Annotated in this window: 18 protein-coding genes; 8 read left to right on the top strand and 10 right to left on the bottom strand. The window is 64.5% G+C overall.

The features are described 5' to 3' along the window. Positions 1 to 89 precede the first annotated feature (89 nt). The 4 genes from ON00_RS18340 to hisI are packed head-to-tail and all read right to left on the bottom strand — an operon-like array spanning position 90 to position 3,245. The gene (locus tag ON00_RS18340) at positions 90 to 1,892 is read right to left on the bottom strand and encodes an acyl-CoA dehydrogenase C-terminal domain-containing protein (RefSeq protein ID WP_010408548.1); all 1,803 of its coding nucleotides are present in this window, start codon (positions 1,890 to 1,892) and stop codon (positions 90 to 92) included. Positions 1,893 to 1,898: 6 nt separating this feature from the next. Further along, positions 1,899 to 2,327, bottom strand: a complete 429-nt coding sequence (locus ON00_RS18335; RefSeq protein ID WP_010408546.1) for a MerR family transcriptional regulator — start codon at positions 2,325 to 2,327, stop codon at positions 1,899 to 1,901. Between the two features lie 37 nt (positions 2,328 to 2,364). After that, positions 2,365 to 2,886, bottom strand: coding sequence for a hypothetical protein (locus tag ON00_RS18330; RefSeq protein ID WP_010408544.1), 522 nt, complete (start codon positions 2,884 to 2,886; stop codon positions 2,365 to 2,367). Beyond that, positions 2,883 to 3,245 carry a phosphoribosyl-AMP cyclohydrolase gene (gene hisI, locus ON00_RS18325; protein WP_010408542.1) on the bottom strand — a complete coding sequence of 121 codons (363 nt, stop codon included), beginning with the start codon at positions 3,243 to 3,245 and terminating at the stop codon, positions 2,883 to 2,885. Before hisI ends, ON00_RS18330 begins: the two co-directional genes overlap by 4 nt. Before the next feature lie 259 nt (positions 3,246 to 3,504). Between hisI and purF the strand changes: the two genes are divergently transcribed. Then, a complete protein-coding gene (gene purF, locus ON00_RS18320) occupies positions 3,505 to 4,989 on the top strand; it encodes an amidophosphoribosyltransferase (RefSeq protein WP_010408540.1) in 1,485 nt (494 codons plus the stop codon). A gap of 101 nt (positions 4,990 to 5,090) precedes the next feature. Beyond that, on the top strand, positions 5,091 to 5,801 hold the full coding sequence (locus ON00_RS18315; RefSeq protein ID WP_010408539.1) for an SDR family NAD(P)-dependent oxidoreductase: 711 nt from the start codon (positions 5,091 to 5,093) through the stop codon (positions 5,799 to 5,801). A gap of 173 nt (positions 5,802 to 5,974) precedes the next feature. Here ON00_RS18315 and ON00_RS18310 read toward each other — a convergent pair whose 3' ends face one another. The 6 genes from ON00_RS18310 to ON00_RS18285 form a co-directional block, all read right to left on the bottom strand. Next, positions 5,975 to 7,171 (bottom strand): SAM-dependent methyltransferase, encoded by a 1,197-nt coding sequence (locus ON00_RS18310; RefSeq protein WP_010408536.1) that lies wholly within the window; start codon positions 7,169 to 7,171, stop codon positions 5,975 to 5,977. Between the two features lie 41 nt (positions 7,172 to 7,212). Further along, positions 7,213 to 8,589 carry a cryptochrome/photolyase family protein gene (locus ON00_RS18305; protein ID WP_010408533.1) on the bottom strand — a complete coding sequence of 459 codons (1,377 nt, stop codon included), beginning with the start codon at positions 8,587 to 8,589 and terminating at the stop codon, positions 7,213 to 7,215. 61 nt (positions 8,590 to 8,650) lie between these two features. Continuing rightward, a complete protein-coding gene (locus ON00_RS18300) occupies positions 8,651 to 9,049 on the bottom strand; it encodes a GxxExxY protein (RefSeq protein ID WP_010408531.1) in 399 nt (132 codons plus the stop codon). Between the two features lie 42 nt (positions 9,050 to 9,091). Then, on the bottom strand, positions 9,092 to 10,129 hold the full coding sequence (locus tag ON00_RS18295) for a 2-oxoacid:ferredoxin oxidoreductase subunit beta (RefSeq protein WP_010408528.1): 1,038 nt from the start codon (positions 10,127 to 10,129) through the stop codon (positions 9,092 to 9,094). A gap of 30 nt (positions 10,130 to 10,159) precedes the next feature. Beyond that, positions 10,160 to 12,067, bottom strand: coding sequence for a 2-oxoacid:acceptor oxidoreductase subunit alpha (locus tag ON00_RS18290; protein ID WP_010408526.1), 1,908 nt, complete (start codon positions 12,065 to 12,067; stop codon positions 10,160 to 10,162). A gap of 95 nt (positions 12,068 to 12,162) precedes the next feature. Further along, positions 12,163 to 13,089, bottom strand: a complete 927-nt coding sequence (locus ON00_RS18285; protein WP_010408523.1) for a histone deacetylase family protein — start codon at positions 13,087 to 13,089, stop codon at positions 12,163 to 12,165. A gap of 46 nt (positions 13,090 to 13,135) precedes the next feature. Here ON00_RS18285 and ON00_RS18280 point away from each other — a divergent pair, with 46 nt between their 5' ends. The 6 genes from ON00_RS18280 to ON00_RS18255 all read left to right on the top strand — a co-directional run bounded on the left by ON00_RS18280 (position 13,136) and on the right by ON00_RS18255 (position 19,107). Further along, complete coding sequence (locus ON00_RS18280) at positions 13,136 to 14,083, top strand: alpha/beta hydrolase (RefSeq protein WP_010408521.1); 948 nt, start codon at positions 13,136 to 13,138, stop codon at positions 14,081 to 14,083. Positions 14,084 to 14,100: 17 nt separating this feature from the next. Continuing rightward, complete coding sequence (locus ON00_RS18275) at positions 14,101 to 14,580, top strand: RNA pyrophosphohydrolase (protein ID WP_010408518.1); 480 nt, start codon at positions 14,101 to 14,103, stop codon at positions 14,578 to 14,580. A 62-nt stretch (positions 14,581 to 14,642) separates the two neighbouring features. After that, complete coding sequence (locus ON00_RS18270) at positions 14,643 to 15,578, top strand: DUF481 domain-containing protein (protein ID WP_010408514.1); 936 nt, start codon at positions 14,643 to 14,645, stop codon at positions 15,576 to 15,578. Between the two features lie 47 nt (positions 15,579 to 15,625). After that, entirely contained in the window at positions 15,626 to 16,834 is a 1,209-nt protein-coding gene (locus tag ON00_RS18265; protein WP_010408512.1) for a hydrolase, read from the top strand. After that, positions 16,831 to 17,847 (top strand): arginine N-succinyltransferase, encoded by a 1,017-nt coding sequence (locus tag ON00_RS18260; protein ID WP_010408509.1) that lies wholly within the window; start codon positions 16,831 to 16,833, stop codon positions 17,845 to 17,847. Before ON00_RS18265 ends, ON00_RS18260 begins: the two co-directional genes overlap by 4 nt. 6 nt (positions 17,848 to 17,853) lie before the next feature. Beyond that, a complete protein-coding gene (locus ON00_RS18255; protein WP_010408507.1) occupies positions 17,854 to 19,107 on the top strand; it encodes an N-succinylarginine dihydrolase in 1,254 nt (417 codons plus the stop codon). Positions 19,108 to 19,144 lie beyond the last annotated feature (37 nt).

The raw sequence follows: 19,144 nt of genomic DNA, 5'->3' as shown, positions 1-19,144 counted from the left end.
CATGCCTGTCTGAGATCGATCGTGCTCTCCGGATCGAGCCGAACGATCGCACAGGGTCAGATGGGGAGCGATCGCCGCCCCCCAAGACTTCACGCCGCTTCGAACATTTCGGGCGGGAGTGCCATCAGCGCTTCCGCACCGGCCTCGATCTTGCGGCGCAGCGCGCCCGCTTCGGGCATGATGCGTTCGGCGAAATAGCGCGCGGTCATCAGCTTGGCATCGAGGAAGGCGGCATCGCCCTCACCTGCCGCCTTCAGCTTGGTCGCGGCGGTCGCCATGCGCAGCCACATCACGCCCAGGCCGACAATGCCCATGATGTGCATGTAGCTGTGCGCACCCGCGCCGACATTGTCGGGGTTCTGCATGCCGTTCTGCATAAACCACATCGTCGCCGCCTGCAGTTCGCCATTGGCCTTTTCGAGGCGAGTCGCGAAATCGGCGGTCGCCGGATCGGCCTTGCCCGCAGCAACGTCATCGGCGACGACCTTGAAGAACGCCTGCACCGCGCGGCCACCGTTCTGCGCGAGCTTGCGGCCGACCAGATCCATCGCCTGCACGCCATTGGTGCCTTCGTAGATCATCGCGATCCGCGCATCGCGGACATATTGCTCCATGCCCCATTCGGCGATGTAGCCATGGCCGCCATAAACCTGCTGCGCGTTGGTGGCGATGTCATAGCCCTTGTCGGTGCCATAGCCCTTGATCACCGGGGTCAGCAGCCCGATCAGATCGGCGGCGAGCTGACGCTCTTCCTCGGTCGCGGCGGCATGTTCGAGATCGACCTGCAGCGCGCCCCACAGGCACAAAGCCCGCAAGCCCTCGGTCAGCGCCTTGGCTTCCATCAGCATCCGGCGGATGTCGGGGTGGACGAACAGCGTATCGGCCTTTTCGTTCGGCTCCTTCGGGCCGGTCAGCGCGCGGCCCTGGCGGCGGTCCTGCGCATATTGCACGGCGTTCTGGTACGCGACTTCGGCGACCGCGAGTCCCTGCAAGCCAACGCCAAGCCGCGCCGCGTTCATCATGATGAACATCGCGGCTAGGCCCTTCATCTCCTCGCCGACCAGCCAGCCGGTCGCGCCGTCATAGTTCATCACGCAGGTCGAATTGGCGTGAATGCCCATCTTGTGCTCGATCGAGCCGCAGGTAACGGCGTTGCGCGCGCCGAGGCTGCCATCGGCGTTGACCAGGAACTTGGGCACCACGAACAGCGAAATGCCCTTCGAGCTCTCCGGCGCGCCGGGCGTCTTGGCCAACACGAGATGGATGATGTTCTCGGTCAGGTCATGCTCGCCCGACGAAATGAAGATCTTGGTGCCGGTAATGGCATAGGAGCCGTCCGCCTGCGGCTCGGCGCGGGTGCGGATCAGGCCCAGATCGGTGCCGCATTGCGGCTCGGTCAGGTTCATCGTCCCGCCCCATTTGCCGCTGACCATATTGGGGACGTACTTGGCCTTCTGCTCGTCCGATCCCTTGACCAGCAGCGCGGCGATCGCGCCGTGGGTCAGCCCGGGATACATGGCAAAGGCCATGTTCGAGGAGATCATGAACTCCTGAAACGCGGTCGACACCACATGCGGCATCGCCTGCCCGCCAAACTCCTCCGGCGCGCTGAGCGTGCCCCAGCCGGATTCGACGAACGCGTCATAGGCTTCCTTGAAACCCTTGGGCGTGGTGACCGAACCATCCTCATGCCGGGTGCAGCCTTCCTGGTCGCCCGAATGGTTGAGCGGGAACAGCACTTCGGCGACGAACTTGCCGCCTTCATCCAGCACCGCATCGACCACATCAGGGGTCGCATTCTGGAAACCGGCAAGATTGGCATGCGCCGACAAGCCGACCACATGATCGAGCACGAAGCGGACGTCGCGAACGGGGGGCGTATATTTCGGCATGGGGTTTTAGTCCTTCAGGCGGCCTTGCGCGCCATTGGTTTCAAGCAGGGTGACGAAGTCGGCAAGTTCGGTAATCGCCGCATCGATATCGTGTTTTTGTGACTGGAGCAGCGCCATGCGCTCGCGGCAACGCGCGATGGTGGTGGCTTTCTGAACCTGACGACCATCGCCAATGTCATACAGGTCGATCATCTCGCGAATCTCGCCGAGACTGAAGCCAACGCGCTTGCCCCGCAAAATCCAGGCTAGCCGCGCGCGGTCGCGCTGCGAATAGATGCGGGAGGTGCCGCGCCGCTCGGGCGCGATCAGCCCCTCATCCTCGTAAAAGCGCAAAGCCCGCGCGGTCACGCCGAATTCGGCCGACAAATCGGAAATGGAAAAGTGATCGCGCGTCGGGTGGCGATCGATCACGGCATAGGCAGGACCGCTAGGCATGACCGACAAATAGTTGACCTTTACGTGAACGTCAAGATCATCCGCCGCTTGCGCACAGCAATCGGCCCCGGCTGTCCCGCAAGGTGGACGCCTCCGAAATCGAATCACTCAGCCGCGCCACATCCAGCGCCGCGATCGAGGCGCGGTGAAGGCAAATCTTCTGGCACCCCTCCGGCACGCGGGGCGGAAAGACGATCCGGTCGCCCTCAAAGCGCGCGTCAAAGCTGCACGCAGAATCGCCCGCTTCACCGCCGCTGCCCAAGGTGATGTGCAGCGTCTCGCCGACCCGGGTCACGATGCCCGAACCGCCGCAATTCTGCTGTTCATCATAATCGACGAACACCCCGATGCGGTACGCCGTTGCGCTGGGCACGATGCACACCCGGTCGCTTTCGCGCGCATACAGGCCGGTGATGTCGGTGCTGGCGGGGTCAGGGATGACGCCCGCCTGAATCGCTGCGGCTTCCAGGCCCACCGGGGTCGGCGTGGCCGCAGGCTTGGGATCGGCACGGTGACACCCGGCAAGGGCGAGCAGCGCCAGCAGCGCGGTCCGCCTCACGCAGCCGCTACCAGCCGATCGCCCTCGATCCGGCGATAGAAGCAACTCCGCTCGCCCGTATGACAAGCCGGGCCGGCGGGGTCGACGATCAGCCACACCGCGTCCTGATCGCAATCGATCCGGATATCGGCGACGCGCAACACATGGCCGGACGTCTCGCCCTTCTTCCACAGCGCGGCGCGACTGCGCGACCAGAAATGCGCCTCCCCGCTTTCGACGGTCAGCCGCAGCGCCTCGGCATTCATATGCGCGAGCATCAGCACATCGCCCGACACGCGATCCGTCGCGACCGCGGTGATCAGGCCAGCGGAATCATATTTGGGGTCCAGCACCAGGCCGGTTTCGCGAAGGTCTGCCATGCCACAGGTCTAGCGCGCTTGTCCGGGCGCGTCATCCTCCCGCAGTCCGGTAGCGCGAATCGGCGGACCGGGCCTCGCGCCTGCCATCCGCGATCCTTCGCCATGCTCAATCCCGTGTGAGCGATAACAAACTGTCCCCGAACGCCGCCGAAACGAACAATGCGACCAATCGCTCCCGGTGATGTGACAAAAGCGCGACAAACCGAATGCCGCTCCCTATATGCCGCCTCGAAGCTCTACCCTCCCCCAAAGGGCCCCCATGCTGACAACCAATCCGTTCGACGTCTCCCAAGATGGGGACACGCTGCATGAAGAGTGCGGCATTTTCGGTATCTCTGGCGCAGCCGACGCGGCGCGTCTGGTCGCTTTGGGGCTGCACGCGCTCCAGCACCGTGGCCAGGAAGCCGCTGGCATCACCAGCTTCGATGGCACCGAATTCCACACCCACCGCGCAATGGGCCATGTCGCGGGCAATTTCGACCGCGAAGAGGTGATGGTCCCGCTGCGCGGCAGCGTCGCCTGCGGGCATGTGCGCTATTCGACCACCGGCGAAACCGCGCTGCGCAACGTCCAGCCGCTTTATGCCGATCTCGCCTCGGGTGGTTTTGCGATCGCGCATAACGGCAATATTTCCAACGCGATGCGGCTGCGGCGCGATCTCGTGCGGCGCGGCTCGATCTTTCAGTCGACCAGCGACACCGAGACGATCATCCATTTGGTCGCCACCTCCAATTACCGCACCGTCGTCGACAAGTTCATCGATGCCCTGAAGCGCGTCGAAGGGGCCTATTCGCTGATCGTGATGACGCCCGAGGGCATGATCGCCTGCCGCGATCCGCTCGGCATCCGTCCGCTGGTGATGGGCAAGATCGAGCAATCGGATGGCAGCGAAGCCGTGATCTTCGCCTCGGAAACCGTCGCGCTCGACGTCGTTGGTGCCACCTTCGTCCGCTCGATCGAGCCGGGCGAGCTGGTGATGGTCAAGGGCAGCGAGATCACCTCGCACAGCCCGTTCGCGCCGGTCGCCCCGCGCCCGTGCATCTTCGAATTCGTCTATTTCTCGCGCCCCGATTCGATCTCGGAGGACCGCAGCGTCTACACCGTGCGCAAGGCGATCGGCGCGCAACTCGCGATCGAAAGCCCGGTCGAGGCGGATCTGGTGATCCCGGTGCCCGATTCGGGCACCCCGGCGGCGCTTGGCTATGCGCAGGAATCGGGCATTCCCTTCGAGCTCGGCATCATCCGCTCGCATTATGTTGGCCGCACCTTCATCCAGCCAGGTGACAAGGTGCGCCACCTCGGCGTGAAGCTGAAGCACAATGCCAATCGCGCGCTGATCAAGGGCAAGCGCGTCGTGCTGATCGACGATTCGATCGTGCGCGGCACCACCAGCCTCAAGATCGTCGAGATGATGCGCGAGGCCGGTGCCGCCGAAGTGCATATGCGCATCGCCAGCCCACCGACGCGGCATTCGTGCTTCTACGGCGTCGACACGCCCGAGCGCGCCAAGCTGCTCGCCGCGACCAAGAACCTCGAAGAGATGGCGACCTATATCAAGGCCGACAGCCTCGCTTTTGTCTCGATCGACGGCCTCTACAAGGCGCTGGGCGAACCCCAGCGCAACGCGATCCGCCCGAGCCATTGCGACGCCTGCTTCACCGGCGATTATCCGACGACGCTGACCGACCAGGACGATGTCTCCTCGGTCGACCAGTTCGCGTTGCTGGCGGAGCGGATGATCTGATCGTCTCCGTTCGTGCTGAGCTTGTCGAAGCACCGCACTTTCTTCTAACGCTTCAGGAAGTGCAGCCCTTCGACAAGCTCAGGGCGAACGGGAGTTAGCACATGACCGACAAGCCCCTCGCCAACCAGATCGCGCTCGTCACCGGTGCCAGCCGCGGCATCGGCGCTGCGACCGCTCAGGCGCTGGCGGCAGCGGGTGCGCATGTCGTGCTCACCGCCCGCACCGCCTCGGCGCTGGAAGCGGTCGAGAGCGCGATTTTCGACGCCGGTGGGTCGGCGACGATCGCGCCGCTCAACCTGACCGAGACCGACAGTATTGCACGGCTGGGCGCGGCGATTGGCGAGCGCTGGCCTGCGCTCGACATCATGGTGCTCAACGCCGCCATGCTCGGGCAATTGTCTGCCGTGCCCGCGATCGACGTCAAGGAAATGGCGCAAGTCCTGACGCTCAACATCAGCGCGCAAGCCGCGCTGATCGCAGCGTTCGACCCGATGCTGCGCAAGTCCAAGCGCGCGCGCGTGATCGGCCTTACCTCGAGCGTCGCGCGCAAGCCGCGCGCTTATTGGGGCCTTTATGGCGCATCCAAGGCGGCGTTCGAGACGTTGCTCGCGGCCTATGGCGACGAGATGGAGCGGATCAGCAATATTCGCACCGCCATCCTCGACCCCGGCGCGACGCGCACCGCGATGCGCCACAAGGCCTATCCCGGCGAAGACCCCAAATCGGTCAAGGAACCGTCGGTTGTCGCCGACCGCATCGTCGCGCTGCTGACCGAGGATTTTGAGACCGGGCATTTCGAACACCTCGGCTAGGGTCGATTTTTTTCGAGGCCGGATACTTCCTCCCGTTCGCCCTGAGCCTGTCGAAGGGCCTGTCCGCAAGAGAGGTGTTCGCTGCGGAGCGCGGGGCTTCGACAAGCTCAGCCCGAACGGGAACTTGGACCATCCCATTTAACACAAATTGACGCTAACTGCGGTCGCTTGGCTCAACCGCGCTTGACCAGTGTCACCTGCACGACATCGATGCCGCCGCCGCGAAAACCACCTTCGCAATACATCAGATAATAGCGCCACAAGGCGATGAATTTCTGGTCAAATTTCTTGGGCAAACGACCAGCGCTCACCACCGCATCGAAGCTATCGCGCCAGCGCCGCAGCGTTTCGGCATAATTTGGCCCGAAATTGCGCTGGTCGCGCCATTCCAGCCCGTTTTGCTCGGCCAGCGTGCGAAACCGGCTTTCCGACACCAGCATCCCGCCGGGAAAGATGAAGCGCTGGATGAAATCGACATTGGCCGCATAGGCTTCGAAGATCGCATCATCGATCGCGATATATTGGATGGCCGCCCGCGCGCCCGGTTTCAGCGCGCGCGCGATCGTGGCGAGATAGGTACCCCAATATTCCTGGCCGACCGCCTCCACCATTTCGATGCTGGCGACGCCGTCATACTGGCCGGTCACGTCGCGATAGTCGGTCAGCGAAACCGTGACGCCCGCGAGCCCGGCCGCCGCGACCCGCGTGTTGACCGCCCGCTTCTGTTCCGCCGACAGCGTGATCGCCGCTACGCTCAGTCCGCGCCGCGCAGCCGCCTCTGCAAACCCACCCCAGCCGCAGCCAATCTCCAGCACATGCGCGCCCGGGGCGAGCGACAGCCGATCGAGAATCGCAGTATTTTTGCGCGCCTGTGCCGCTTCCAGCGGCTCCTCTGGCGCGAGCGGTTCGGCAAACATCGCGGAAGAATAAGTGAGGCTCGGGTCAAGCCATAGGCTGTAGAAATCGTTGCCGAGATCATAGTGAAACTCGATGTTCCGCTTTGAACCGGTGCGAGAGTTGCGGCGCAACGCATTGCGCCAATGGCGAAACAGCCGGACCAAACCCTGCGAGCGCGCCGCCCCGCCCAGCGTGCGCCGGTTGCGCATGAACAGCTCGAACAACACCGTCGGATCGGGACTGCGCCATTCGCCCTTCGACCAGGCAACGTACCAGCCTGCCGACCCGCCGGTCACCAAACGGCGCAGCGCGCGCCAGCGCACCAGATCGACCACAGCGTCAGGCCCCGGCGCGCGCCCACCGAGCACGCGCATTCGCCCCCCGGGAAGGGTTGCCGTCAATGATCCTTCGACCAGGCCGGCATCAATCCGGTCGAGCAAACGATCGAACAGAGTTGTGAGAAGCCTGGTCATCGCGGCTTCCCTCGCACCCTCAGGGCGCGCTCGCAAGCGGTTCAATGCGCCTGTTTTACCGCCGCCAAGGCGCGCTCGCGCGCCGCGCGGTGGCCGATGATCTTGGGCGGATAGGCCGCGGGGCGACATCCGGCCTCGTCCGGGTCATGAATGGCCTCGCCGCGCACCTGCGCCAACTCGGGCACCCATTGGCGAATATAGTCTCCGGCCTCGAATTTGGGCGATTGCACGAGTGGTGCCATGATGCGGACGAACATATTGGCGTCGATCCCGGTCCCGGCAGTCCACTGCCAGTTGACCGCATTCGACCCGTAATCCGCATCGACCAGACAATCCCAAAACCAGCGCTCGCCCTCGCGCCAGTCGATCAGCAGGTGCTTGATCAGGAAACTCGCGGTGATCATGCGCACGCGATTGTGCATCCAGCCTGTCGCCCAAAGCTGCCGCATCCCCGCATCGACGATGGGGTAGCCAGTGCGGCCCAGTTGCCATGCCTTCAAATCGGCGGCAGCATCCGGCCCAGTGCGCCACGGCAGCGTGTCGAGTGTGGGACGGCCGTTCCGGCTGCCATAATCGGGCAATTGCAGGATCACGGTCTGCGCATAATCGCGCCAGCCAAGCTCGCCGAGGAAGGTATCGACAGATCCCCCCGCCCCGGCCACCGCGTGCCACACTTGGGCGGCCGAAACTTCGCCAAAATGCAGATAGGGCGACAGGCGCGAACTGCCTTCGACCGAGGGCAGGTTGCGGGTTTCGCCATAGGTGGCGGCATGGCGTTTGAAGCCGTTCAGTTTGTGATGGGCACCCGCTTCGCCTGGGGACCAGTCCGCCCCGAAGCCGGTCGACCAGTCGGGTTTGGTCGGCAGCAAGCCCCACTCGTTAAGCCGCTCGCTGCGCGGCCAATGCGCGGGCGCGGGAATGCTCGACGGTTTGGGCAGCGGCGCGGGCGGCGGCATCTGCTGCTGCAGCGCGCGCCAGAACGGGGTGAAGATCTTATACTGCCCGCCGCTGCCGGTGGTGATCGAGCCGGGCGGTGCGAGATAGTTGCCGTCATGACATATGAGATCGAGCCGCTTCGCCACCGCGCGCTCGGCATTGCGCCACCACGGCTCGAAATGGCGGATGCAATGCACACGGTTTGCGCCCGTCTCGGTGGCGAGTTCGGCGAGCACCGCGTCGCACTTACCCCGCCGCAAAATCAGTCGCGATCCCACCGCGCGCAGATCGGCATCGAGGCTGGCAAGGCTGTGGTGCAGCCACCAGCGCGACGCACCGCCCATCGCATAGTGTTTGGGCGTCTCGTCATCGAGGACATACACGGGCACGATCGCCCCCTCCCCGATCGCAGCGGCAAGCGCTGGCTGGTCGGCGAGCCGCAAATCGCGACGTAGCCAGAGGAGGGTCGGAGCGTCGGTCAACGCTTGGCCAACGTACCGGGGAAATTACGCGCACAAAGACACAAAGACACAAAGGACGCCTTCACTGGAACGGGCTTGCGTACTTGTTGATCAGACGCTTGACGCCATCTTTGAAAGTAACGGTACCAAAGTTCATCAGAAGACCGAGCGGGAGATCCATCAATCTTAGATAGGTGATCACCTGCTTGGCATGCACTGGTGCGTAATGTTCGGTTGACTTCAGCTCGATCAGTAATCGCCCCTCAACCAGGAGATCGGCCCGAAACCCTTCTTCAAGAACAAGGCCGTTGAACCGGATCGGCACCGGCTTTTGCCGCTCTACATCCAGCCCTCGATCCGCCAGACTTCGGCACAAGCACACCTCATATACCGATTCCAGAAGCCCCGGCCCCAGTGCCTCATGCAGCTTAAAACCGCAATCGACCGCAATCCGGGCCAGGTTTTCAAGAGCTTCGCTCAACCGCTTCCTTCTTTGTGCCTTTGTGCCTTTGTGCGAAAATTCCTACTCCGCCCGCGGTTCTTTCTCCACCTGCCACGTCTGGCCCTGGCTCAGCAAATGCTGGAGGTTGGGCGTCTTGCCCTTGGCGGCTTCGATGTTCTGCGTGACGACCGCGCTTTCGAAGGTCGGGGCGGGATCGTCGAACAGCACGCCCAGCGCCATCGGGAACGCCCCGAACGGCATTTCCACCAGCATGTGCGCCAGCCCGCGATTGGTCTGGTCATGGACGATCACGCCGGCCGCCTGCCAATCGCCATCGACGACATCGACGACCTTGAGCACCAGCCGCTCGCGGTCCATCGTCAGGCCCTTGGTGCCGCCGTCGAACAGCAACGGCTTGCCGTGCTCGACCCACATCTGGCTTCCCGCCGCATTCTTCTTTTCGGTGAAGGGCGCGAACACGTCGTCATTGTAGACGATGCAGTTCTGGAAGATCTCGACGAACCCGGTGCCCTTATGGGCGTAGGCCGCCTTGAGCACGCCGACCAAATTCTTGTGAACGTCGATCGCGCGCGCGATGAAGCGCCCGCCTGCACCGAGCGCAAAGGCGCATGGATTGGCCGGACGGTCGACCGAGCCGAACGGCGTCGATGGCGTGCGCGTTCCGACGCGCGAGGTGGGCGAATATTGCCCCTTGGTCAGGCCGTAAATCTCGTTGTTGAACAGCAGCACCTGGCAATCGAGATTGCGGCGGATGAGGTGCATCGTGTGGTTGCCGCCGATCGACAGCGCATCGCCGTCACCGGTGATGATCCACACGTCGAGATCGGGATTGGCGAGCTTCACGCCCGTCGCCACCGCCGGCGCGCGACCATGGATAGTGTGGAAGCCGTAGGTTTCCATATAATATGGGAAACGCGACGAGCAGCCGATGCCGCTGACAAACACGGTATTTTCCGGCCGCGCGCCGATTTCGGGCATGGTGCGCTGCACCGCTTTCAGGATCGCATAATCCCCGCAACCGGGGCACCAGCGCACTTCCTGGTCGGTTTCCCAATCCTTGGGGGTAGTGGACTTGGCGATAGGGGTCATGTCGTTCATGGGTCAAGACCTGAATTTGGAAGTGGGGTTTTAGAGGGCGGCCAAGGCTGCGTCGATCGCCGCCTCGATTTCGGAAATCAGGAACGGCTGCCCCGACACCTTGTTGAGCGGCTTGGCGTCAACCAGGAATTGATCGCGCAGCACCGTCTTGAGCTGACCAGTGTTCATTTCCGGTACGATGATCCGGTCATAACCCCTTAGCAAATCACCCAGATTGGCGGGCATCGGCCAGATGTGGCGGATGTGGATGTGGGCCACGTCCAGCCCCTTCGCCCGCGCGCGCCGCACCGCCTGGTGGATTGGCCCGAAGGTCGAGCCCCAACCGACGATCGCCAGCTTGCCCGAGGTTTCGCCGAGTTCGACGATCTGATCGGGCACCGCGATATTGGCGACCTTGTCGCGGCGGATTTCGGTCATCTTCTGGTGGTTTTCGGCACCGTAATCGAGGTTGCCGGTGCCGACCGCTTTCTCAATCCCGCCGATGCGGTGGAGCAAGCCGGGCGTGCCGGGCTTCACCCACGGACGCTTCAATTTCTCATCGCGGCCATAGGGCAGGAATTTCCACTCGTCCGGATTTTCGGATGCGAGCTTGTCCTTCATTTCCTGCTTGCCGGCAAACTCAACCGGGAACGGGGCATAGCTGCTAATATCCGGCACCAGCCACGGCTCGGCGGCGTTGGCGATATAGCCGTCGGTCAACAGCATCACTGGCGTCATATACTGCACCGCGATCCGCACTGCTTCGATCGCGCAATCGAAGCAGTCGGCCGCCGAACGCGCGGCGATCACCGGCATCGGCGCATCGCCATTGCGGCCATAGACCGCCTGATAGAGGTCCGATTGCTCGGTCTTGGTGGGGAGGCCGGTCGACGGGCCACCGCGCTGCGAATTGACGATGACGAGCGGCAGCTCGGTCATGATCGCCAGGCCCATCGCTTCGCCCTTCAGCGCGATACCCGGCCCCGAGGAGGAGGTGACGCCAAGCTGCCCGGCATAAGACGCGCCGATCGCCGAGGCGATCGCGGCGATCTCATCCTCGGCCTGGAAGGTGGTGACGCCATATTCCTTCAGGCGCGACAGGAAATGCAGGATCGCCGAGGCAGGCGTGATCGGATAGCCGCCGAAGAACATCGGCACGTTCGCCAATTGCACGCCTGCAACCAGCCCGAGCGAGATCGCCTCGGCACCAGTGACGGTGCGGTACAGGCCCGGCTCCGCCGGAGCGACGCCGATGTGGTGCTGCTTCATCGGCCCGGCCAGCTCGGCGGTTTCGCCATAAGCATGCCCGGCGTTCAGCGCCGCGATATTGGCCTCGGCCAGCACCGGAGCCTTGGCGAATTTCGACTTAAGCCAGTCGATGATCGGCTGCCGGTCGCGGTCGAACATCCACAGCGCCAGACCCAGCGTCCACATGTTCTTGCAGCGCAGCGCTTCCTTGTTGCCAAGGCCGAACGGCTTGACCGCGTCGAGCGTCAATTGCGAGATGTTGAAGCTCAGCAATTGCCATTTGGCGAGGCTACCATCGGTGAGCGGATTGGCGGCGTACTTTGCCTTGGCAAGGTTGCGTTCGCCAAATTCGCCTTCGTCGGCGATGATCAGGCCACCGGCCTTCAACTGGCCAACATTCACCTTCAGCGCCGCCGGGTTCATCGCGATCAGCACGTCGGGCGCATCGCCAGCCGTGTCCACAGCGGTCGACCCGAAATTGATCTGGAAGGCGGAGACGCCGAACAGCGTGCCCTGCGGCGCGCGAATTTCTGCGGGGAAATCGGGGAAGGTCGCGAGATCGTTGCCGGAAAGCGCGGTGGACAGCGTGAACTGCCCCCCGGTCAACTGCATCCCATCGCCCGAATCGCCCGCAAACCGGACGACAACCGATTCAGCAAGGGGGTGGGCGGAGGCTTCTTGGGGGGTCACTTCATGCGCGGCGGTCGCCATTACGTCTGTCCTGCGGGATATCGTTGTCATGCCCCTTATGCCTCAGAAGGCGGCGGGCCAAGGTAGTTTGAGCGCGGGGGAAGGCAACCGTTGCTTTAGGGCAACGGCGCAGGGCCAGTGATGCGGGCATCGCGATAGGCCTGCCCCAGCGTCAACATCGCCCGCACATGCGCCTCGGCCAGCACCGCAACGTCATGCCCATAGCCGCCGCCAACGGTGCTGGCGAGCGCGATGCCGCGCGCCGCGGCGGCCCGGCCGATCAACGCGTCACGCGCCACCAACCCCTTCGGGGTCAGCGCCAGACGGCCGAGCCGATCATCGGCCAACGGATCGACTCCCGCCTGATACAGGATCAGGTCGGGACGGTATTCATCGAGCATTGGCAGCACCGTTTCGCTCAGAGCTGCGAGATATGCGGCGTCCCCCGTCCCGTCCGGCAATGCAACGTCGCGGGTGGAGCGTGCCTTGCGCGCCGGAAAATTCTTTTCGGCATGGATCGAATAGGTGGCGATTCCCGGATGTCCGGCGGTGAGCGCCGCCGTGCCGTCGCCCTGATGCACATCGCAATCGACCACCAGCACGCGCCGCGCATCCTCCTCGGCCAGGCGAACGGCGGCAATGGCGAGATCGTTGAGCACGCAATAGCCCGCCCCGGTCGCCGCCAGCGCGTGATGGCTGCCGCCCGCGCTGTTGGCCGCAAAGCCGCGCTCCAGCGCGAGCTTGCCCGCCAGCCACGTGCCGCCCGGCACCACCGCCGCGCGGGCCGCGACCGACGGCGTGACGGCAAAGCCAATCCGACGCTCCTTTTCGCGCGGAACTCGGGCGGCCAGCACCTCGGCGACATAGTCCGGATCATGCACGGCCTCGAGCCAGCGCAATGGCATCGCCGCAGGTTCATGCCATTCGATCGCGGCACCGTGTGCGCGCAACAGGTCGCGGATCGCGGCGTTTTTGCTGAGCTGGCTCGGATTGGCGGATTGGCCGGAGGCGACATAGGCTGGGTGATGGACGACCGCGATCATCCCGCCTAGGTAGGCACGGAGCTGGCTCAGACCAATGGAGAGACGCGTGACCGAACCTTATGTCCGCCCCGATGTCGCGGGTTTCCTCGCCTTTCTCAACAATCTGCCCGGCCCCAAGATGTACCAACTGGAAGCCCCGGCGGCGCGCGCGGCCTATGCCGCGATGAAGGACATTGCCGATCCCCCGGTGGGCGATCTCGGCACCATCACCGACCTGACCATTCCCGGCCCAGCCGGAGCGATTCCAGCCCGGCTGTTCGACGTGGCGGAAAGCCGCACGGCGGGGCCGCTCGTGGTCTTTTTCCATGGCGGCGGCTTTGTGATCGGGGATCTCGACACGCATGCCAGTTTTTGCGCGGAGGTTTCGCGCACGCTCGACCTGCCGATACTCGCGGTCGATTACCGACTCGCCCCCGAATCGCCCTGGCCCGCAGCCCCGGACGATTGCGAAGCGGCCGCGCGCTGGGCCGCCGCCAGCCCCGCCGCTTTGGGTCGAGAGGTTACCGGTCTGGTCACCTGCGGTGACAGCGCGGGGGGCAATCTGGCGATCGTCGTCGCGATGGCGCTGCGCGATGCGCCGGCCGCTGTACCGGTGATCGCGCAATTGCCCTTCTATCCGGTGACCGACACGACGCAGGACTATCCGTCCTACAGCCAGTTCGCCGAGGGGTATTTGCTGACGCATGACAGTATGAGCTGGTTCAATGCCGCCTATCAGGCCGAGGCCGAACATGTCCGCGCGTCGCCGCTCAAAGGCAATCTCGCCGGAATGCCCCCGGCGGTGGTGGTAACCTCCAGCCTCGACCCCATTCGCGACCAGGGCCGCGCTTACGCCGCCGCGCTCGCCCAAGCCGGCGTCCCGGTCGTTTACCGCGAGGCGGTCGGCAACATCCACGGCTTCATCACCCTGCGCAAGGCGATCCCCTCCTCGGTCGCCGATGTGGCAGGCGCGTTGGCTGCCACCAAGGCGCTGATCGCCGAGGCCACCGCCTAACCCCGTAAGGACCGTTCATGACCGATATCGCCACCCTGCCCTACCGCCCATGCGCCGGGCTGATGATCCTGAACGCCGACGGCAAAGTCTTTGTCGGCCAGCGCATCGATGCCGAGGTTGAGGCCTGGCAAATGCCGCAGGGTGGCATCGACGCGGGCGAGGACGCGCAAACCGCGGCGATTCGCGAACTCGGGGAAGAGACCGGCATCGCCCCCGACAAGGTCGAACTGATCGCCATCGCCCCCGATGAACTGTTCTACGATTTGCCCGAGGAACTGGTCGGCAAGGTATGGAAGGGCAAATGGCGCGGTCAGCGGCAACGCTGGTTTCTGTACCGTTTTCTCGGCAGCGATGCAGACATCGACATCGCCACCGAACATCAGGAATTCAAGGATTGGACCTGGGTCGAGCCGCACACCCTTCCCGACGTGATCGTCGCGTTCAAAAAGCCGCTGTACGAACAGGTGCTTGCCGCTTTCGCACCGCATCTGCGCTGAACCGAAACCCGCTGGCGACGAACGCTATTCCGTTACGGCAATTGCCCCTCTATCAGGTTCGCATGCTTGCAATGCTGATCTTCGCTGCGCCCGTCCTTCTGGGCAACGCCGATCCGGCACCGCCCGCCCAAACGATACCGGCCGCAACGCCGCCTGCGCCCGCACCCATTCCGCCTGCGGTCAAGGCAATGCTCGATGCCGCGATCGCGTCCAATAACGATGGCGAAATCGTCACCGTCGCCAAATATGCGCGCACCGCGGCACCCGAGGCGGCCAAGGCGATCGACGCGCAGGTGGCAGCCTGGAAAGCCGCGCAGGAAGCGAGCAAGCGCGAGCGGATCGAGGATGCCGGCATTTTCGATCTGTGGCATGGCAAGGCCGAGCTTGGTGGCTATCTCACCACCGGCAACACCCGCGACGTTGGCGTCAGCGGGGCGATCGCGCTGACGCGCGAAAGCGTGCGGTGGCGGCATAAGGTCAATCTCGCGGCCGATTACAAGGAAAGCGGCGGGCTCATCAGCCGCGAGCATTTTCTTGCCGCGTACGAACCCAACTTCAAATTCTCGCCGCGCGCTTATGTCTATGGCGCGACGCAGTTTGAGAGCGATCGTTTCCTTGGCTATTATGACCGGTATTCGGCATCGCTCGGTGCCGGGTATAGCGCGCTGCGCGGCGGCGGGTTGAAGCTCGATCTCGAACTCGGGCCGGCCTATCGCAAGACCGATTTCACCGACTCGACCAAGGAAAATAGCGTCGCCGCGCGCGGCTCGGTCGATTTCGCGTGGAAGCTGTCCAAGGCGATCAACTTCACCCAGGTCGCCTCGGCCTATGTCCAGAAGATCAACTCGACCGTCAGCAGCACGACCGCGCTCAACGCGAAACTGATCGGCCCGCTCGCGGCGCAGCTGTCCTATGCGGTGCAATATGAAAGCACCCCGCCCGTCGGCCGGGTCGGCACCGACACCACCAGTCGCGCGGCGTTGGTCTATAGTTTCTGACCCGCATGGGGGTGGAGCCTCCGCGCATGACCGGCTAGACCGCGTTCATGGTGGGGATGACAGACGACGAACGCGCAGCAATCGACCATGTCGCGACAGCGCCAATGCTGGCGCAGGTTGAGGCCTGGTCGGCGATCAATTCGGGCACGCGCAATCCCGCGGGCCTGGCGCACATGGCCGAAGTGTTGGCGGAGGCGTTCGGCGTGCTGCCGGGCGAGCTGGCGCTGGTGGCGGGCAACACGGCGCAGAACGTTGCCGCTGACGGCACGGTAACGGTGCTCGACCATGGCAAGCATCTGCATCTGGTGGTGCGCCCCGATGCCCCGGTGCAGATCCTGCTGACCGGGCATATGGACACCGTCTATCCGCTCGACCACCCCTTCCAGACGCTCACCACGCTGCCCGATGGCACGCTGAACGGACCCGGCGTCGCCGACATGAAGAGCGGGCTGGCGGTTATGCTGGCGGCGCTGTCGGCGGTCGAGGAAAGCCCGCTTGCCTCTCGTATCGGCTATGAAGTCGTGATCAACTCGGATGAGGAAACCGGCTCCTTCTCCTCGTCTGCGCTGATTGCCCAAGCCGCGCGCGGCAAGATCGCGGCGCTGACCTATGAACCGGCGCTTCCCGACGGCACGCTGGCCGGCGCACGCGGCGGCACGGGGAATTTCTCGATCGTGGTGACGGGCAAGAGCGCCCATGCCGGACGCAACCCGGACGAAGGCCGCAACGCGATCGTCGCCGCATCCGATCTGGCGGTGCGCCTGTTCGCGCTGCGCAGCCCGACGCTCGCGGTCAATCCGGCGCGGATCGAGGGGGGCGGCCCCAACAATGTCGTGCCCGATCATGCCGTGTTGCGGATCAACTTCCGTCCCGCTGACCAGGACGAAATCGCCCGCGCGCAAGCCGCGCTCGACCGCATAACGGCAGAAGTGGCGGCCGCGCACGAGGTGTCGATTGCCGTCCATGGCAGCTTCAACCGCCCACCCAAGCCAATCGACCCCGGCGCCGCCAAACTGTTCACCTTGGTCAAGGAATGCGGTGCCGACCTCGGCCTCGACATTGCGTGGCGCGCGACCGGCGGGGTGTGCGACGGCAACACCATCGCGGCCTGCGGCGTCCCGGTGGTCGACACGATGGGCGCGCGCGGCGGCGCGATCCACTCGCCCGATGAATTCCTGATCGTAGACTCGCTGCCCGAGCGTGCCGCGCTCTCAGCCCTCACGATCCTGCGTATCGCCCAAAGGGGGGCCCTGTGACTCATGTAATCCGCGCCGCGCGCGACAGCGACCTCCAGCCGCTTTACGAAATGGCGAAATTGACCGGCGGCGGCTTCACCAATTTACCGCCCGACCGCGCCGCCTTGCGCGCCAAGCTGGAACGCAGCGCCACCGCCTTCGCCCGGATCGAGGACAGCAAGGCCGACGATCTGTTCGTGCTGGTGCTGGAGAATATCGAAACCGGCGAAGTGCGCGGCACCTGCCAGATCTTCACCCATGTCGGGCAGAATTACCCCTTCTACAGCTATCGGCTGGGCACGCTGACGCAGCACAGCAAGGAACTCGGCCGCACCTTCCGCGCCGACATGCTGGGCCTCACCACCGACCTGGAAGGCTGCAGCGAAGTGGGCGGGCTGTTCCTGCATCCTGGAGAGCGTGCGGGGGGCCTCGGCATGTTGCTGGCGCGCAGCCGCTATCTGTTCATCGCCCAGCATCGCATGCGCTTTGCCGATCGCGTGCTGGCCGAATTGCGGGGGATCATCGATGAAGCGGGGGGATCGCCCTTCTGGGACGGTCTTGCCGGGCGCTTCTTCGGCATGAATTTCCAGGATGCCGACCAGTTCAATGCGGTGCGCGGGCACCAGTTCATCGCCGATCTGTTCCCCAAGCACCCGATCTACATCGCCATGCTCCCCGAGAGCGCCCGCGCGGTGATCGGCCTGCCCCACCCCTCCGGCCGCGCGGCGATGCGGATGCTGGAGAATGAGGGGTTCGCTTATGAAAATTATGTCGACATCTTCGACGGCGGCCCGACCATGCTGGCCAAGACCGATCATGTCCGCACCATTCGCGAGGCCCGGACCGAACGCGTGGTGGCGATTGACGGCGACGGCGGCGACCCCGCGCTGATCTCGAAGGGCCGGCTGGCGGAGTTTCGCTGCACCTATGGCGAATTGCGGTCGCGCGAGGATGGCGTGGTGCTGACTTCGGCGACGGCAGCGGCGCTTGGCGTCGGCGCGGGAGATTCGATCAGCCATGTCGCGCGGAACTGAACGGTCATGATCCGCGAGATCAATTTCGACGGCATCATCGGCCCGAGCCACAATTATGCCGGACTCAGCCACGGCAACCTCGCCGCAACGCGCAACGCAGGCGCGACCGCTTTTCCCCGCCGCGCCGCGGTGGAGGGGGTCGCCAAGATGCGCGCCAATCTCGCGCTTGGCCTGACGCAGGGGATTTTGCTGCCGCATGATCGGCCCAACACGCGCTGGCTCGCGGCGCTTTCGACCGAATATCCTACCGCCGATCCCGTATTGCAGGCGCAGGCCCTGTCGGCGTCGGCGATGTGGGCGGCCAATGCGGCGACGGTCTCCCCGGCCCCTGACACAAGCGACGGTCGCTGCCACCTGACCGTCGCCAACCTCGTCACCATGCCGCATCGCAGTCACGAAGCCGCCGAGACGGTGCGCCAGCTTCGGCTCGCCTTCGCCAACCCGGCTTTTGCGGTGCATGACGCGATCCCTGCGCCCTTCGGCGATGAAGGTGCCGCCAACCATATGCGGCTGTGCGAGCGGCATGATGCGCCGGGGATAGAGCTGTTCGTCTATGGCGTATCGGGCGGCGGTTTTCCGGCGCGTCAGCGGCTTGAGGCGAGCGCTGCGGTTGCGCGGGGCCACGCCCTCGACCCGGCCCGCACGCTGTTCATCGAGCAGGCCCCGGAGGCGATTGCGGCAGGCGCCTTCCACAATGATGTGGTGGCGGTAGCGAACGAGCGCGTGCTGTTCGCGCACGAACTGGCGTTCGCCGATCGCCTGGGCACCTATGCCGCAATCCGTGAGCGCGCGCCCTGGGCCGAGATCGTCGAAGTGCCCGCCGACGCGGTCAGCCTCGCCGATGCGATCGCCTCCTATCTGTTCAACGCGCAACTCGTGACCCTGCCCGATGCGACAATGGCGCTGATCGTGCCGCAGGAAGCGCGCGAGAACGAGGCGGTCTGGCGCTGGCTCCAGACGATGCTGGCGGGCAACGGACCGATTCGCCGGGTCGAAGTGGTCGATGTGCGCCAGTCGATGGCCAATGGCGGCGGTCCAGCCTGCTTGCGGCTGCGCGTCGTCGCCGATCCCGCCACGGTCGATCCGCGTTTCCTCGTGGATGATGCGCGGCTCGATACAATTGCGGCGGTAATCGAGCGGCATTGGCCAGAGGCGATCGCGCCCGGCGATATTGGCGATGCGGACCTCATCGCGCGCATCCGCGCGGCGCGCACCGCACTGCTGGAGAAACTCGAAATCGTCGAGTTAATTTACACTTAACCATCCGGCTAAACCCAAAAGCACGCAAATCCGCCAT

It is taken from the genome of Sphingomonas echinoides ATCC 14820 (genome assembly GCF_000241465.1).
Classification (GTDB): domain Bacteria; phylum Pseudomonadota; class Alphaproteobacteria; order Sphingomonadales; family Sphingomonadaceae; genus Sphingomonas; species Sphingomonas echinoides.
This window is presented reverse-complemented; position numbering and strand designations above follow the sequence as displayed.

Excerpts from the sequence above, each read along its gene's own strand:
- ON00_RS18340 (WP_010408548.1), bottom strand. The coding sequence starts at position 1,892 with ATGCCGAAATATACGCCCCCCGTTCGCGACGTCCGCTTCGTGCTCGAT.
- ON00_RS18335 (WP_010408546.1), bottom strand. The coding sequence starts at position 2,327 with ATGCCTAGCGGTCCTGCCTATGCCGTGATCGATCGCCACCCGACGCGC.
- hisI (WP_010408542.1), bottom strand. The coding sequence starts at position 3,245 with ATGGCAGACCTTCGCGAAACCGGCCTGGTGCTGGACCCCAAATATGAT.
- purF (WP_010408540.1), top strand. The coding sequence starts at position 3,505 with ATGCTGACAACCAATCCGTTCGACGTCTCCCAAGATGGGGACACGCTG.
- ON00_RS18315 (WP_010408539.1), top strand. The coding sequence starts at position 5,091 with ATGACCGACAAGCCCCTCGCCAACCAGATCGCGCTCGTCACCGGTGCC.
- ON00_RS18310 (WP_010408536.1), bottom strand. The coding sequence starts at position 7,171 with ATGACCAGGCTTCTCACAACTCTGTTCGATCGTTTGCTCGACCGGATT.
- ON00_RS18295 (WP_010408528.1), bottom strand. The coding sequence starts at position 10,129 with ATGAACGACATGACCCCTATCGCCAAGTCCACTACCCCCAAGGATTGG.
- ON00_RS18290 (WP_010408526.1), bottom strand. The coding sequence starts at position 12,067 with ATGGCGACCGCCGCGCATGAAGTGACCCCCCAAGAAGCCTCCGCCCAC.
- ON00_RS18285 (WP_010408523.1), bottom strand. The coding sequence starts at position 13,089 with ATGATCGCGGTCGTCCATCACCCAGCCTATGTCGCCTCCGGCCAATCC.
- ON00_RS18275 (WP_010408518.1), top strand. The coding sequence starts at position 14,101 with ATGACCGATATCGCCACCCTGCCCTACCGCCCATGCGCCGGGCTGATG.
- ON00_RS18270 (WP_010408514.1), top strand. The coding sequence starts at position 14,643 with ATGCTTGCAATGCTGATCTTCGCTGCGCCCGTCCTTCTGGGCAACGCC.
- ON00_RS18265 (WP_010408512.1), top strand. The coding sequence starts at position 15,626 with ATGGTGGGGATGACAGACGACGAACGCGCAGCAATCGACCATGTCGCG.
- ON00_RS18255 (WP_010408507.1), top strand. The coding sequence starts at position 17,854 with ATGATCCGCGAGATCAATTTCGACGGCATCATCGGCCCGAGCCACAAT.